14 protein-coding genes and 1 riboswitch are annotated in these 14,264 nt (G+C 70.9%); of the genes, 12 read left to right on the forward strand and 2 right to left on the reverse strand.

From position 1 onward, the window contains the following. Nucleotides 1–110: 110 nt before the first annotated feature. Nucleotides 111–926, reverse strand: coding sequence for an SOS response-associated peptidase (locus tag H9Y04_RS01245; protein WP_187811708.1), 816 nt, complete (start codon nt 924–926; stop codon nt 111–113). 70 nt (nt 927–996) lie between these two features. Between H9Y04_RS01245 and H9Y04_RS01250 the strand changes: the two genes are divergently transcribed. The 8 genes from H9Y04_RS01250 (at nt 997) to def (ending at nt 8,500) form a co-directional block, all read left to right on the forward strand. Beyond that, nucleotides 997–1,719, forward strand: coding sequence for a M50 family metallopeptidase (locus tag H9Y04_RS01250; protein ID WP_187811869.1), 723 nt, complete (start codon nt 997–999; stop codon nt 1,717–1,719). A gap of 91 nt (nt 1,720–1,810) precedes the next feature. Beyond that, on the forward strand, nt 1,811–2,449 hold the full coding sequence (locus H9Y04_RS01255) for an alpha/beta hydrolase family protein (RefSeq protein ID WP_438818057.1): 639 nt from the start codon (nt 1,811–1,813) through the stop codon (nt 2,447–2,449). 225 nt (nt 2,450–2,674) lie between these two features. After that, entirely contained in the window at nt 2,675–3,346 is a 672-nt protein-coding gene (locus tag H9Y04_RS01260; RefSeq protein WP_438818058.1) for a sigma-70 family RNA polymerase sigma factor, read from the forward strand. Continuing rightward, nucleotides 3,343–3,654 carry a mycothiol system anti-sigma-R factor gene (gene rsrA / locus H9Y04_RS01265; RefSeq protein ID WP_187811711.1) on the forward strand — a complete coding sequence of 104 codons (312 nt, stop codon included), beginning with the start codon at nt 3,343–3,345 and terminating at the stop codon, nt 3,652–3,654. Before H9Y04_RS01260 ends, rsrA begins: the two co-directional genes overlap by 4 nt. Before the next feature lie 229 nt (nt 3,655–3,883). Further along, the gene (locus H9Y04_RS01270; protein WP_187811712.1) at nt 3,884–5,254 is read left to right on the forward strand and encodes an HD-GYP domain-containing protein; all 1,371 of its coding nucleotides are present in this window, start codon (nt 3,884–3,886) and stop codon (nt 5,252–5,254) included. Beyond that, a complete protein-coding gene (locus tag H9Y04_RS01275; RefSeq protein WP_308800816.1) occupies nt 5,251–6,498 on the forward strand; it encodes an HD-GYP domain-containing protein in 1,248 nt (415 codons plus the stop codon). Before H9Y04_RS01270 ends, H9Y04_RS01275 begins: the two co-directional genes overlap by 4 nt. A 261-nt stretch (nt 6,499–6,759) precedes the next feature. Next, entirely contained in the window at nt 6,760–7,740 is a 981-nt protein-coding gene (locus H9Y04_RS01280; protein WP_187811713.1) for a tetratricopeptide repeat protein, read from the forward strand. A 118-nt stretch (nt 7,741–7,858) separates the two neighbouring features. Beyond that, entirely contained in the window at nt 7,859–8,500 is a 642-nt protein-coding gene (def, locus tag H9Y04_RS01285; protein ID WP_187811714.1) for a peptide deformylase, read from the forward strand. A 63-nt stretch (nt 8,501–8,563) separates the two neighbouring features. On the opposite strand, the gene H9Y04_RS01290 is transcribed toward def, so the two are convergent. Continuing rightward, on the reverse strand, nt 8,564–9,559 hold the full coding sequence (locus tag H9Y04_RS01290; protein WP_187811715.1) for a helix-turn-helix domain-containing protein: 996 nt from the start codon (nt 9,557–9,559) through the stop codon (nt 8,564–8,566). Nucleotides 9,560–9,652: 93 nt separating this feature from the next. Between H9Y04_RS01290 and H9Y04_RS01295 the strand changes: the two genes are divergently transcribed. The 4 genes from H9Y04_RS01295 (at nt 9,653) to H9Y04_RS01310 (ending at nt 14,254) form a co-directional block, all read left to right on the forward strand. Continuing rightward, a complete protein-coding gene (locus tag H9Y04_RS01295) occupies nt 9,653–9,868 on the forward strand; it encodes a hypothetical protein (protein WP_187811716.1) in 216 nt (71 codons plus the stop codon). Between the two features lie 85 nt (nt 9,869–9,953). Beyond that, nucleotides 9,954–10,457, forward strand: a complete 504-nt coding sequence (locus tag H9Y04_RS01300) for a GNAT family N-acetyltransferase (protein ID WP_187811717.1) — start codon at nt 9,954–9,956, stop codon at nt 10,455–10,457. A gap of 95 nt (nt 10,458–10,552) precedes the next feature. Continuing rightward, nucleotides 10,553–10,684: riboswitch (cobalamin riboswitch) on the forward strand. Nucleotides 10,685–10,820: 136 nt separating this feature from the next. Then, on the forward strand, nt 10,821–13,223 hold the full coding sequence (locus H9Y04_RS01305) for a ribonucleoside-diphosphate reductase subunit alpha (protein ID WP_187811718.1): 2,403 nt from the start codon (nt 10,821–10,823) through the stop codon (nt 13,221–13,223). Continuing rightward, nucleotides 13,223–14,254: a ribonucleotide-diphosphate reductase subunit beta gene (locus H9Y04_RS01310; RefSeq protein ID WP_187811719.1), complete on the forward strand. Its 1,032-nt coding sequence runs from the start codon at nt 13,223–13,225 to the stop codon at nt 14,252–14,254. Before H9Y04_RS01305 ends, H9Y04_RS01310 begins: the two co-directional genes overlap by 1 nt. The last annotated feature ends 10 nt before the right edge of the window (nt 14,255–14,264 follow it).

A 14,264-nucleotide genomic window follows, 5' to 3' on the forward strand; every position in this document is an offset into this window, starting at 1 on the left:
GCCTGCGGCGGGCTGTTTCCCCTACCCGCCCCTTCCCGAAACCGGGGCGCAGCCCCGGGCCCCCTCATCCGAACTTCGTTCGGATCTGCTCAAGCGCCGCAGGGGCTGAGTTAGAACAGCGTTCCTTCTTCGGGGCCCTCCAGTTCCTTCAGCAGCTCCGGGCCGTTGTTGCGCACGTTGCTCACCGCCGTGGACACCGGGTACGCGCGCATCAGGCCCTCCGGCGGTGGGGTGAGCAGGGACTGGAGGTCGTCCGTGGCCGTGCGGGCGGGGTCGAGCCAGGCGTCCCAGCGGTCCGGGGTGAGCATCAGGGGCATGCGCGGGTGGATGTCCGCGAGGGACTGCGGGCCCTCCGCGGGGGCGACGCCCAGCGGGCCGGTCTCCGCCTCCGTGGTGATCACCGAGCAGGTGACCCACCAGGCGAGCGGGTGGTCGTCGGCGAGGGTGCGGTCGCGCCAGAACTCGTACAGACCGGCCATCGCGAAGACCGAGCCGTCGGCCGGGGTCACGAAGTACGGCTGCTTGCGCGGGCGCTTCTTCTTGCCCTCGACCTCAAGCTCGCGCTCGGCGGCCGCGGTGACCCACTCGTAATAGCCGTCGGCCGGGATGATGCAGCGGCGCGAGGTGAAGGCCTTGCGGTACGAGGGCTTCTCGTGGACCGTCTCGGCCCGCGCGTTGATCATGCGGGCGGCGCCCTCGGGTGATTTCGCCCACGACGGGACGAGTCCCCACTTGAGCTTGCGCAGCTGGCGAACCGGGCGAGGGGAATCGGCGTCCTTCACAGCACGGTCCAGTACGGCGTAGACCTCTTTGGTCGGCGCCACGTTGTAGTCCGGGGCCAGGGTCTCCTCGGGGTCCCACTTCTCGACCTCGAAGATGGTCGCGAGGTCCTCGGGTTTACGACTGGATGCATACCGTCCGCACATACGTGCCACACTGCCAGATCCGTCCCGCCCACAGGAGCCCGGTCCGTATATGCACAGCACCGCCGCCGCTATGCACAGCCTCGCCGCCTCGTCCCCGGCCGATCTCTGGGACCGCGTCTTCGGCACCCAGCCCGACCCCGAGCAGTGGCTCGTGGTGGTCACGGGTGTGGTGGCGCTCGCGGTGATCCTGCCGCACCAGCTGTGGGTGGTCTCGCGCAACGCGATCACCATCGCGCACGAGGGCGGGCACGGTCTGGTCGCGCTGCTCAGCGGGCGCAAGCTGCAAGGGATCCGGCTGCACAGCGACACCAGCGGTCTGACGGTCAGCCGCGGCAAGCCGCACGGCATCGGCATGATCCTCACCGCCGCGGCGGGCTACACCGCACCTCCGCTGCTCGGCCTCGGCGGCGCGTGGCTGCTCGCGGCCAACCACATCACGGCCTTGCTGTGGCTGGCCACGGCGCTGCTCCTCGTGATGCTGGTGATGATCCGCAATGCGTACGGAGCCGTCACGGTGATCGTCACCGGCGGTGCGTTCCTGGTGGTCTCGTGGCTGGCGGATCCGGAGGTGCAGGCGGCCTTCGCGTACGTGGTCGTGTGGTTCCTGCTCCTCGGCGGTGTGCGTCCCGCCTTCGAGCTGCAGTCCAAGCGCCGCCGCGGCGGGGCCCCGGACTCCGACGCCGACCAGCTGGCCCGCCTCACGCACGTACCGGCGGCGCTGTGGTTCTTCTTCTTCCACGCGGTGTCGCTGGCCTCCCTGCTCGGTGGCGGGCGCTGGCTTCTCGGGTGGTGAGCTTCGGCCTCCGGCCCGAGGCCCCGGCATCCGAACTTCGTTCGGATCTGCTCAAGCGCCGCAGGGGCTGGATGTTGGCACCATGTCTCGCATGACCAGCATCGAGACCGTCGAGACCGACGCCGGACAGGCGCGTATCACCTGGCACCCCGCCAAGAAAGCCGACTTCGTGCTCGCCGTCAGTCATGGCGCAGGCGGCGGGATCGACGCGCGTGATCTGCAGGCCCTGGCCCGCGAGCTGCCGCAGCACGGCGTCACCGTCGCCCTCGTCGAGCAGCCCTGGCGCGTGGCCGGCAAGAAGGTGGCGCCCGCGCCCAAGACGCTCGACGTCGGATGGCGGGGGATCTGGCCCGCCGTGCAGCGCAAGAAGCTGCCGGTGATCGCCGGTGGGCGCAGCGCCGGTGCGCGCGTCGCGTGCCGTACGGCACAGGAGCTCGGCGCGGCCGCCGTGCTCGCGCTCAGCTTCCCGCTGCACCCGCCGGGCAAGCCCGAGAAGTCGCGCGCGGACGAACTCCTGGGCGCCGGCGTGCCCACGCTCGTCGTGCAGGGCGGCAACGACCCCTTCGGCAAGCCCGCCGAGTTCCCCGACGGGACGTACGACCTCACGGAGATCCCGTACGGGGATCACAGCTTCGCGGTGCCCAAGCGCGCGGAGATCGGACAGGACGAAGCAGTGGCGCTCATCACGCAGTCGGTGACCGACTGGATCAAGGGCCTGCGGGAATGTTGAGACCTTGACGACGGTTGTGGCGAACGTCGGTACAAGACGAAGTGAAGGGTGTTCGCCGTAATGGGTTCAGTCGCCTGCACGAGCCGCACCAGCCCCTCCGACATGGAGCGGGAGCTGCTGGCCGCGGCCAAGACCGCCCCTATCCGGGCGGCGGGCGGACCGGTTGGTCGTCTATCCTCCGATTCGGGCAGGGCCGGTTTCGGCACTGCGACGACGCTTGAGGAGGTGGGTCCGGTCACTGGGACCGACGAGGGCCGCACGGAGGACACCGCTGAGGCATCGGCGGCGGAGTCGACAGCCGAGCGCAACGCCCGCTTCGAGCGTGACGCGCTGGAGTTCCTCGACCAGATGTACTCCGCCGCACTGCGGATGACGCGCAACCCCGCGGACGCGGAGGACCTGGTGCAGGAGACGTATGCCAAGGCGTACGCGTCCTTCCACCAGTTCCGTGAGGGCACCAACCTCAAGGCGTGGCTGTACCGCATCCTCACGAACACCTTCATCAACTCGTACCGCAAGAAGCAGCGCGAACCCCAGCGCAGCGCCGCCGAGGAGATCGAGGACTGGCAGCTCGCGCGCGCCGAGTCCCACATGTCCACGGGTCTGCGCTCCGCCGAGTCGCAGGCGCTCGACCACCTGCCGGACTCGGACGTGAAGGAAGCGCTGCAGGCGATTCCCGAGGAGTTCCGCATCGCGGTCTATCTCGCGGACGTAGAGGGCTTTGCGTACAAGGAGATCGCGGACATTATGGGGACACCCATCGGTACGGTGATGTCCCGCTTGCACCGTGGCCGCCGCCAGCTGCGGGGCATGCTCGAGGACTACGCCGTCGAGCGTGGCCTGGTACCGGCAGGTGCGTCGGAGTCGACGAACGGAACGAAAGGCTCGGGCTCATGAGCTGCGGAGAGCCGCACGAGACGGATTGCTCTGAAGTCCTGGACCATCTCTATGAGTTCCTGGACCACGAGATGCCCGACAGCGACTGCACCAAGTTCGAGGTGCACTTCGAGGAGTGCTCCCCGTGCCTGGAGAAGTACGGGCTCGAGCAGGCCGTGAAGAAGCTGGTCAAGCGGTGCTGCGGGAGCGATGACGTGCCCGCGGACCTGCGGGCCAAGGTGATGGGACGGCTCGATCTGATCCGTTCCGGACAGGCCGTGCCCGACCAGGATCTGCCGGTGTCGGCGGACCGTCCGGCCGAGGCCTGACGAACTCACTGCCAATACCACACAGTTGACCGGCCGCGGCTGCCCTCCGGGGAAGCCGCGGCCTTCTGTCACCCGTTGGCGCTAATCCGCGCCCCGGTGACCGGGCGAATCCTCCATTCCCGTCCCGTCGGCCACGCCTGCCGCTCTATTCTCCGGATTCCGTACGGGTGTGAACGGCCGTGCCCCGTACGGGACTTGAACGGCGCGGTGTCACGGGGAGGAGAACGCCATGCGGCCGATCCCTGTCCCGGCGCGCCTCCTGATCGCCGTGGTCGCGCTCGCGGGCGCGGCCTGCGTGCTGCCCGTCGTCGCCACCCCGGGGATCCGCTGGGGAGCCGTCGCGCTGCTCGCCGCGCTGTACGCGATGTGCGAGTGGGTCACCCGCTGCCCGTTCCTGGGGGAGCGGGCGCCGCGTTCGATGGGCGCGTTCTTCCCCGTCCTGCTCGCCGCGATCTTCCTCCTTCCGGCCGCGGCCGCCGCGCTCGCCGCCGTGCCCGGCGCGCTGCTCGGCCGTGTGGAGCAGCGGCCCGTGGCGCCCCGCCGGATCTGGCGCGGCGGCCAGCTCGCGCTCGCCTGCTGGGCGGCCGGGCAGGCCCACCAGCTGCTCGGCGGGCGGGCCTCGCTCGGTGCGGGCGGCGCCCCCGACTTCCCGTACGCGCTGCTGCCGGCCGCCGCGGCCGCCGCCGCGTTCTGCCTGGTCATGGCGGTGCTCGACGGGCTCATCCTGGCCGCGGTCGGCGGTCAGGGCCGACGGCTCACCGCGCTTGTACGCGGCGCGGGCGCCGGCTTCGCGGGCTCGCTCGCGCCCACGCTCGTCCACGGACTCGCGGGCCTGATGATGGCCGTCCTGTGGGTCAGCCCGTACGGGCCCTTCGCGGCCCTCCTCGTCCTCCTGCCCATGTACATCTCGTACTGGGTCTTCGAGCAGTACCACCGCGAGCGCAGCGCCCACCAGGCCACCATCCGGGCCCTGGTGCAGGCCGTGGACATCAAGGACGAGTACACCCGTGGGCACAGCGAGCGGGTGGGCAAGGCGTCCGTGCTGATCGCGCGCGAACTCGGGATGCCGGACGACCGCGTGGAAGTGCTGCGGTTCGCCGGCATCCTGCACGACGTGGGCAAACTCGGCGTCCCCACAAGGCTGTTGCGCAAGGACGGGCCGCTGACCCCCGAGGAGCGGCGGATCATCGAGCTGCATCCCGAGTACGGGCACGAGATGGTGCGCGGCATCGGCTTCCTGGGCGAGGCGCGCACCGCGATCCTGCACCACCACGAACGGCTCGACGGCAGCGGCTATCCGTACGGGCTCGTGGGCCGCCAGATCCCGGAGTTCGCCCGGGTCGTGGCGGTCGCGGACGCCTTCGACGCGATGACCTCGACCCGTTCGTACCGCAGGGCGCGGCCGGTCTCCGAGGCCCTGGCCGAGCTGAAACGGTGCGCCGGCAAGCAGTTCGACCCGCAGATGGTACGGGCGCTGGTGCGCGCCCTCGACCGGCACGGTTGGCATCCGACGGTCACGTCCGACGAGACCGCCCCCGTACAACTTCCCTTCCAGGAACAGCAGTTGTCCCGCGAGACCGCCACGGGCACGGCCCCGTGACGCGCGCGCACGGTTCGCCGGTGATCGTGGTGGCGGCGGGCGCGGCGGGGGCGCTCGCGGTGTACGCCCTCGGGCACACGCTCTGGTACGGGGTGACCGAGCGCGGGATCGCGCTCGCCTTCGGGATCCTCATCGCCGTCGGCGAGCTGGCCCGGTGGGGCGGGCGCAGGGTCTCGGGCGCGGTCGCCCGCGAACCCGCGCCGCTCGGCGCGGCCGGCGCCCTCGCGTACGCCCTGCTCGGCGAGAGCGGTGGCCGGCCCACGCACCACGGAGTGCTGCAGATCATCGCGGTCGTCTCGGCGGCGACGCTCGCGGGCGCGGTCCCGCACGTGGCCACGGGTGGCGGCCCGTCGCCCGACCACCTGATCCGCCGGGTCCTCACGGTCGGCTTCGCGGCGGTCTGCTTCCAACCCCTCTACAACTCCGGCGAGTTGCAGGACCTGGTGGGCCTCGGGCCGCTGTACGCGGTATGGCTCGCGGTCGTCCTCGCGCTCACCGCGCTGTGCGACGCGGTCCTGTCGGCCGTCCTGATCCGGGCCCGTACGCACTGGCCGTACGGGCCGCTGCTGCGCGACGAGCTGCGCGCGCTGGTCGGGATCGGGTCGGCGGTCGGTGCGACCGGGGCGGTCATGGCGCTGGCCGTGGCCGTCGTGGGGCTCTGGGCGCTGCCCGTCTTCAGCGCGCCGCTGCTGCTCACCCAGCTGGCCTTCCGCCGGTACGCCGCCGTCCGTACGACCTACCGCCAGACGATCACGTCCCTCGCGCGGGCCACGGAGATCGCCGGCTACACGCCCGCGGGGCATGCGCGGCGGGTGGCCGTCCTGAGCTGTGCGGTGGGCCGCGATCTGGGGCTCTCGGAGGCGGATCTGACCGTTCTCGAATACGCGGCCCTGATGCACGACATCGGCCAGCTCTCCCTGGTCGATCCGATACCCGCGGGGGCGACGGCGCTGCTCCCCTCCGCGGAGCAGCGGCGTATCGCCCTCCTCGGCGGTGCGGTGGTCCGGCAGACCGGGGTCCCCTCCGACGTCGCGGTCGTCGTCGAACGCCAGGCGGATCCCTACCGTGACCAGCCCCTCACGGCGCGCATCATCCGTACGGCCAACGCGTACGACGAGCTGTCCCGCCTCTCCGGCCCCAGCGGCGTCCTCACGGCCCTGGAACGCCTCCGCCTCGGCACGGGCCACGACTACCACCCCCAGGTGGTGGAGTCGCTGTCCCGGGTGGTGGGGCAGGGGGTGTGAGGCCGGCCTGCGGCGGGCGGCCCCGGCGCCCGCGAGCCCGTGGTGACGGGTGGGACGTGTGCGGACCGGGTACCCGGGGGAGGCGGGGAACACGGAAGCCGAACCCGGTGGGTGCGGGCCCCCGGGTCCGGGTAACCCATGGGTAATGAGCGGCGCCCCAACCCGGCATGGTTGGATGCGAATGTACGTAAGACGACAAGGCAACACGATGGAATCGGCCGCGACGGGGCGCGCCAGAGACACCGACCGCAGGCGGGAATCGTGAGGATCTTCGGCAAGGGACGGCACCGGCCCTCCGCCTCATGGCGGCAGGCCACGGACCGCGCGTTCACCCTCATCGGCGACGGCCGGTACGAGGACGCCGGCGCGCTCCTGACACGCGCCGCCGACCTCGAGCCCTGGCTGTCCGAGTCCTGGTTCAACCTCGCACTCCTGCACAAGTTCCGGCACGACTGGGAACAGGCCCGCGCGGCCGGCCTCAGGGCCGTCGCCCTGCTCGACCGCGAGACCGGCGCCCCCGATTGGTGGAACGTCGGCATCGCCGCCACCGCCCTCCAGGACTGGCCCCTCGCCCGCCGCGCCTGGCAGGCGTACGGGCTCAAGGTCCCCGGCGGTGCGGTCGGCGCCGGCGAACCGCTCGGCATGGAGCTGGGCAGCGCCGCCGTACGCCTCTCGCCCGAGGGCGAGGCCGAGGTGGTCTGGGGCCGGCGGCTCGACCCCGCCCGTATCGAGGTCCTGTCCATCCCGCTCCCGAGCAGTGGCCGCCGCTGGGGCGAGGTCGTCCTGCACGACGGCGTCCCGCACGGCGAGCGCACCACCGCGGCCGGCCAGTCCTTCCCCGTGTTCGACGAGATCGAGCTCTGGGCGCCGTCCCCCGTACCGACGTGGGTCGTGCTGCTCGAAGCCGCCACCGAGGCCGACCGGGACGCCCTGGAGAAGCTGGCCGCCGACGCCGGTTTCGCCGCCGAGGACTGGTCCTCCTCCGTACGGCTGCTCTGCCGGATGTGCTCCGAGTCCCGGATGCCCTCCGACGAGGGCGACGGCGAGCACCTCGACCCGCACGACCACAGCGAGCCCGGCCACCCGGGCCCGCTCGGCCACCGCACCGCCGGCGCCCTGTGGGTGCCCGAGCGCGAGTGCGGGATCGCGGCGCCTCCCGGTCTCGTACGGGGGCTGCTCGACGGCTGGGTCGCCGACAGCCCGGACTCCCGGGACTGGCGGGATCTCGAAGAGGTCTGCTGAGCCGGTACGGAACGCCTGTGGGCCCGGGCACAACCCCGGCCCGGGCACCGGGCACCTCACCGTGCCCGTAGGCTTGACGGGTCACCAGGTGGAGAGTCGAGGAAGGCGTACGGGCCCCATGACCGAACAGCAGCAGACGGCCGGAGTGCTCCCCGTCGACGACGAGGGATACGTCATCGACTCGGAGAACTGCGAGGAGCGCGAGACCGCCTACCGCGAGCGGGGCACGTCCCGCCCGATCACGGTCGTCGGCAACCCCGTACTCCACAAGGAGTGCAAGGACGTCACGGAGTTCGACGACGAGCTCGCGAAGCTGGTGGACGACATGTTCGCCAGCCAGCGCACCGCCGAGGGCGTGGGCCTGGCCGCCAACCAGATCGGCGTCGACAAGAAGGTCTTCGTCTACGACTGCCCCGACGACCAGGGCGTACGGCACACCGGCGTCGTCGTGAACCCGGTGCTCGTCGAGCTCCCGGCCGACCGCCGCGTCCTCGACGACGCCAACGAGGGCTGCCTCTCCGTCCCGACCGCCTATGTCTCCCTCGCCCGCCCCGACTACGCGGAGGTCACGGGCCAGGACGAGAAGGGCAACCCGATCAAGGTCCGCGGCACCGGCTACTTCGCTCGCTGCCTGCAGCACGAGACGGACCACCTGTACGGCTACCTGTACATCGACCGGCTCTCCAAGCGCGACCGCAAGGACGCCCTGCGCCAGATGGAAGAGGGCACGCCGCGCTACGAGGTCGTCCCCAACGACTGATCGGCGACCGAGCAGCGACCGATCACGGCCCGATCGCCGAAGTCCGCGCTGCCTGACGGGAGTTCAGGCAGCGCGGGACGGTTTCCCGCCGTCGGGCAGCGCCCGCGACGGGCCCTGGAACGTCCGCCGGTACGCGTTCGGCGTCGTGCCGAGCGATCGCAGGAAGTGGTGGCGCAGCGTCGCCGCGTTCCCGAACCCGGCCCGCCCCGCGATCGCGTCCACCGTCTCGGCCGTGCACTCCAGCAACTCCTGGGCGAGCAGCAGCCGTTGCTTGAGCAGCCAGCGGTACGGGGTCGTCCCGGTCTCCTCCTTGAAGCGCCGCGCGAACGTCCGCGGCGACATCAGCGCATGCTCCGCGAGCTGCTCGACGGTGATCTCCTCGTCGAGATGCCGCTCCATCCACGCCAGTACGCCGCCCACGGTGTCGCAGGCCGTACGCGGCAGCGGACGCGCCACGAACTGCGCCTGGCCGCCGTCCCGATGGGGCGGTACGACCATGCGCCGGGCGATCGCGTTGGCGACCTCCGTGCCGTGCTCCTGGCGCACGATGTGCAGACAGGCGTCGATCCCGGCCGCCGTGCCCGCCGAGGTGATCACCGGCCCCTCGTCCACGTACAGGACATCGGGTTGGACCCGGGCCCGCGGATAGCGGATCGCCAGCTCCTGCGCGTGCTTCCAGTGCACCGCGCAGTTGCGCCCGTCGAGCAGCCCCGCCGCGCCGAGCACGAAGACGCCCGAGCAGACCGACAGGATCCGCGCGCCGCGGTCGACCGCGCGGTGCAGCGAGGCGAGCAGGTCGTCGGGGAACTCCCGGTTCACATACGAATGTCCGGCCGGCACTGCGATCAGGTCCGCCTCTTCGAGCCGCTCGAGACCGTGCGCGGTGGTGATGGTGAAGCCCGCGTGTGTGGACAGCTCGCGGGCGGCGGCGGAGGCCACGGCGAAGTCGTACACCGGCAGCCCCTCGTCGCTGCGGTCGAGGCCGAACACCTCACAGACCACGCCGAGTTCGAAGGGGTGGACGCCCTCGAGCAGCACTGCGGCAACGTTCTTCAGCATGCTCCCCAGTGTGCCGCGCAACTGGCAGGAAATCGAGGGTGTATGACAGTCCTGCCACTGCTCGCGGCCGGCCGTACGCGAGACCGTAAGGGCATGACGACAAACACCCTCTTCGACTGGTTCACCGTCCTCTTCGTCTTCGCTCTCCTCGCGGCGCCCTCGCTCGTCGGGTACGCCCAAGACCGCCGTATCGACCGGCAGTTGAAGCAGGCCGAGCGCCGGCCCCTCGGGTCCTCCGCCCGGATCCACCGGTTCGTTCCGCGCGCCTCCGCCGCGGCCGACCGTCCGGCGCACTCCCGGGCCGCGTAATCCGCGCTCCGTGCAGCTCGCACAGTCCGCGCGGCGCCCGTAATCCGCTTGATCGGTGCCGCTTCCCGGGCGGCAGAATGCCCGCATGGACTTCACCATCAGGCCCGCGCTGCCCGAGGAGTACGCCCCGCTCGGCGAGCTCACCGTCCAGGTCTATCTGGCCGACGGTCTGCTCGACTACGGCGAGGAGGACCCGTACATCCCGACGCTGCGCGATGTCGCGGGCCGTGCCGCCACCTCCGAGGTCCTGGTCGCCGTCGACGGCGAGGAACTGCTCGGCGGCGTCACGTTCGCCCTGTACGGAACTCCGCAGGCCCAGGTGTCCAAGCCGGGCGAGGCGGAGTTCCGTGCGCTCGCCGTGGCGCACGCGGGCCGCGGACGCGGAGCGGGGGAGGCCCTGGTGCGGGCGTGCGTGGACCGGGCGCGGGCGGCCGGCTGCACCGGTGTCGCCCTGTCCACCCAGCACATGATGCACAGCGCCCACCGCATCTACGAGCGCCTCGGCTTCGTACGGACCCCCGAGCGGGACTGGAATCCCCTGGCCGACCGGGACGACCTGATGCTCCTGACGTACGTCCTGACGCTGTGAGGATCTGACGTCCCGACGCTGTGCGGCGCCGACACTCCGACGGGAAGGCTTCCGCGCCAACACAACATGTGGGCTTGCCGAAGACAGCCACCACAACATGTATGCTCAACCTCGCTGTCGCCGCAGGGGAATCCGGTGCAAGTCCGGAACTGTCCCGCAACGGTGAACGAGGCGTACGCAAAGGGCGCCCCGTGAGTCCGAGCACCTGCCGAGAGCGCACCCGTACCGACCGGTCCGGGTGCCGTAGACGTCCGGGCCTCGCGGAATGGGCCGGTGGACGCGGAGTGGTGCGCCCTGCCCTGCGCACGCCTCGTGCACGCCTTCCTCGCCGTACGGCCCAGAGCCGAGCGAGGAGTGCATCCCGTGACCATCGCGCCCGTGGATCCCGCCACCGTCCGGGCCGAAGCCGGTGAGCAGGCCGCCCAGGAGTCAGCGGACCAGCCGGGTACCGCCCTGCTGCGGACCCTCACCGAGCTGACCGCCGACCTCCCCGACGCCGACCCCGGCCGCGTCGCCGCCGCCGCGCTTCGCGGCCGCAGCGCCCGCGCCGACGAGGCCGAGCTGCGGGAACTGGCCACGGAAGCCGCCGCAGGACTGATCGCCGACGACCCCGCGTACTCCCGGCTCGCCGCCCGTCTGCTCGCGCGCACCATCGCCGCCGAGGCGGCCACGCAGGGCGTGCGCACCTTCACGGAGGCCATCTCGACCGGCCACCGCGAGGGCCTGATCGCGGACCGCACCGCCGAGTTCACCTGGGCCCACCACGAGCGGCTCGACGCCCTCGTCGACACCGAAGGCGACGACCGCTTCGGCTACTTCGGCCTGCGCACGGTCTACTCCCGCTATCTGCTGCGCCACCCGATCACCCGTAAGGTCATCGAGACCCCGCAGCACTTCATGCTGCGCGTCGCCGCCGGCCTCGCCGCCGACGAGTCGACCGCGGCGGTGGACGAAGTGGCCGCCCTGTACCGGCTGATGAGCCGCCTGGACTACCTGCCGTCCTCGCCGACGCTCTTCAACTCCGGCACCCGCCACCCGCAGATGTCCTCCTGCTACCTGCTCGACTCGCCGCTCGACGAGCTCGACTCGATCTACGACCGCTACCACCAGGTGGCCCGGCTCTCGAAGCACGCCGGCGGCATCGGCCTCGCGTACTCCCGTATCCGCGCCCGCGGTTCGCTGATCCGCGGCACGAACGGGCACTCCAACGGCATCGTCCCGTTCCTCAAGACCCTCGACGCCTCGGTCGCGGCGGTCAACCAGGGCGGCCGGCGCAAGGGCGCCGCGGCCGTCTACCTGGAGACCTGGCACGCGGACATCGAGGAGTTCCTGGAGCTCCGCGACAACACCGGCGAGGACGCCCGCCGCACCCACAACCTCAACCTCGCGCACTGGATCCCGGACGAGTTCATGCGCCGGGTCGAGGCGGGCGGCGACTGGTCGCTGTTCTCGCCGGCCGACGTGCCCGAGCTCGTGGACCTGTGGGGCGACGCGTTCGACGCCGCGTACCGGCAGGCGGAGGCCGACGGGAAGGCGCTGAAGACCATCCCGGCCCGCGACCTGTACGGCCGCATGATGCGCACCCTCGCGCAGACCGGCAACGGCTGGATGACCTTCAAGGACGCCGCCAACCGCACCGCCAACCAGACCGCGGAACCGGGCAACACCGTCCACTCCTCGAACCTGTGCACCGAGATCCTGGAGGTGACGGACGACGGCGAGACGGCCGTCTGCAACCTGGGCTCGGTCAACGTCGGCGCGTTCGTGGTCGACGGCGACATCGACTGGGAGCGCCTGGACGAGACGGTCCGTACGGCCGTCACCTTCCTGGACCGCGTCGTCGACATCAACTTCTACCCGACCGAGCAGGCGGGCCGCTCCAACGCCCGCTGGCGCCCGGTCGGCCTCGGCGCCATGGGCCTGCAGGACGTCTTCTTCAAGCTCCGCCTGCCGTTCGACTCGCCCGAGGCGCGCGACCTGTCCACGCGGATCGCCGAACGCATCATGCTCGCCGCATACGAGGCTTCCTGCGACCTCGCCGAACGCGAAGGCCCGCTCCCGGCCTGGGACAAGACGCGCGCGGCCCGCGGCGTCCTGCACCCCGACCACTATGACGTCGAGCTCAACTGGCCGGAGCGCTGGACCGCGCTGCGCGCCCGTATCGCCGCGACCGGTATGCGCAACTCGCTGCTGCTCGCGATCGCGCCGACGGCCACCATCGCCTCGATCGCCGGTGTCTACGAGTGCATCGAGCCCCAGGTCTCCAACCTCTTCAAGCGCGAGACCCTCAGCGGTGAGTTCCTCCAGGTCAACGCCTACCTGGTCGACGAGCTCAAGCAGCTCGGCGTCTGGGACGCCCAGACCCGCGAGGCGCTGCGCGAGGCCAACGGCTCCGTGCAGGGCTTCAGTTGGATCCCCGCCGAGGTCCGCGCCCTGTACCGCACCGCCTGGGAGATCCCGCAGCGCGGCCTGATCGACATGGCCGCCGCGCGCACCCCGTTCCTCGACCAGTCCCAGTCCCTGAACCTGTTCCTCGAGACGCCCACCATCGGCAAGCTCAGCTCGATGTACGCGTACGCCTGGAAGCAGGGCCTGAAGACCACGTACTACCTGCGCTCGCGCCCGGCCACCCGGATCGCCCGCGCCGCCGGATCCGGCCGCGCCGCCGCGACGGAGCCCGCCCCCCTGCCCGTACAGCAGACGACCGACGAAGAAGCGCTCGCCTGCTCCCTGGAAAACCCCGAGTCCTGCGAGGCCTGCCAGTAATGACCACCGCACCCGAGAAGACGACGTCCGAGAAGAACCTGCTGGACCCAGGCTTCGAACTGACCCTGCGCCCGATGCGCTACCCGGACTTCTACGAGCGCTACCGGGACGCCATCAAGAACACCTGGACCGTCGAGGAGGTCGACCTCCACTCCGACGTCTCCGACCTCGCGAAGCTCTCGCCGGGCGAGCAGCACATGATCGGCCGCCTTGTCGCGTTCTTCGCGACGGGCGACTCGATCGTGGCGAACAACCTGGTCCTGACGCTCTACAAGCACATCAACTCCCCTGAGGCGCGGCTGTACCTGAGCCGCCAGCTCTTCGAGGAGGCCGTCCACGTCCAGTTCTACTTGACGCTCCTGGACACGTATCTGCCCGACCCGGAGGACCGCGCCGCCGCCTTCGCGGCGGTGGAGAACATTCCGTCCATCCGGCAGAAGGCAGACTTCTGTTTCCAGTGGATGGATTCCGTCGAGGGCCTTGACCGCTTGGAAACGAAGACGGACCGTCGCCGATTCCTGCTCAACTTGGTTTGCTTCGCGGCCTGCATCGAGGGGCTCTTCTTCTACGGCGCTTTCGCGTACGTGTACTGGTTCCGCTCGCGGGGCCTGCTGCACGGTCTTGCCACGGGCACCAACTGGGTCTTCCGTGACGAGACCATGCACATGAACTTCGCGTTCGAAGTCGTCGACACCGTCCGCAAGGAAGAGCCCGACCTCTTCGACGACGAGCTGCGGCAGCAGGTCACGGACATGCTGAAGGAGGCCGTCGAGGCCGAGCTGCAGTTCGGCCGCGACCTGTGCGGCGAGGGCCTGCCCGGCATGAACACCGAATCGATGCGCCAGTACCTGGAGTGCGTGGCCGACCAGCGCCTCGAACGCCTGGGCTTCGCTCCGGTCTACGGCTCGGAGAACCCCTTCTCCTTCATGGAGCTCCAGGGCGTCCAGGAACTGACCAACTTCTTCGAGCGGCGACCGTCGGCTTACCAGGTCGCAGTCGAAGGTTCTGTCGGGTTCGATGAAGAGTTCTGACAGGGGCAGA

Origin of the sequence: Streptomyces polyasparticus (assembly GCF_014493765.1) — a bacterium.
Taxonomy (GTDB): domain Bacteria; phylum Actinomycetota; class Actinomycetes; order Streptomycetales; family Streptomycetaceae; genus Streptomyces; species Streptomyces polyasparticus.

Bases quoted from the DNA above. Each gene is read 5' to 3' on its own strand.
- H9Y04_RS01245 (WP_187811708.1), bottom strand. From the start codon at position 926: ATGTGCGGACGGTATGCATCCAGTCGTAAACCCGAGGACCTCGCGACC.
- H9Y04_RS01250 (WP_187811869.1), top strand. From the start codon at position 997: ATGCACAGCCTCGCCGCCTCGTCCCCGGCCGATCTCTGGGACCGCGTC.
- H9Y04_RS01255 (WP_438818057.1), top strand. From the start codon at position 1,811: ATGACCAGCATCGAGACCGTCGAGACCGACGCCGGACAGGCGCGTATC.
- rsrA (WP_187811711.1), top strand. From the start codon at position 3,343: ATGAGCTGCGGAGAGCCGCACGAGACGGATTGCTCTGAAGTCCTGGAC.
- H9Y04_RS01270 (WP_187811712.1), top strand. From the start codon at position 3,884: ATGCGGCCGATCCCTGTCCCGGCGCGCCTCCTGATCGCCGTGGTCGCG.
- def (WP_187811714.1), top strand. From the start codon at position 7,859: ATGACCGAACAGCAGCAGACGGCCGGAGTGCTCCCCGTCGACGACGAG.
- H9Y04_RS01290 (WP_187811715.1), bottom strand. From the start codon at position 9,559: ATGCTGAAGAACGTTGCCGCAGTGCTGCTCGAGGGCGTCCACCCCTTC.
- H9Y04_RS01295 (WP_187811716.1), top strand. From the start codon at position 9,653: ATGACGACAAACACCCTCTTCGACTGGTTCACCGTCCTCTTCGTCTTC.
- H9Y04_RS01300 (WP_187811717.1), top strand. From the start codon at position 9,954: ATGGACTTCACCATCAGGCCCGCGCTGCCCGAGGAGTACGCCCCGCTC.
- H9Y04_RS01310 (WP_187811719.1), top strand. From the start codon at position 13,223: ATGACCACCGCACCCGAGAAGACGACGTCCGAGAAGAACCTGCTGGAC.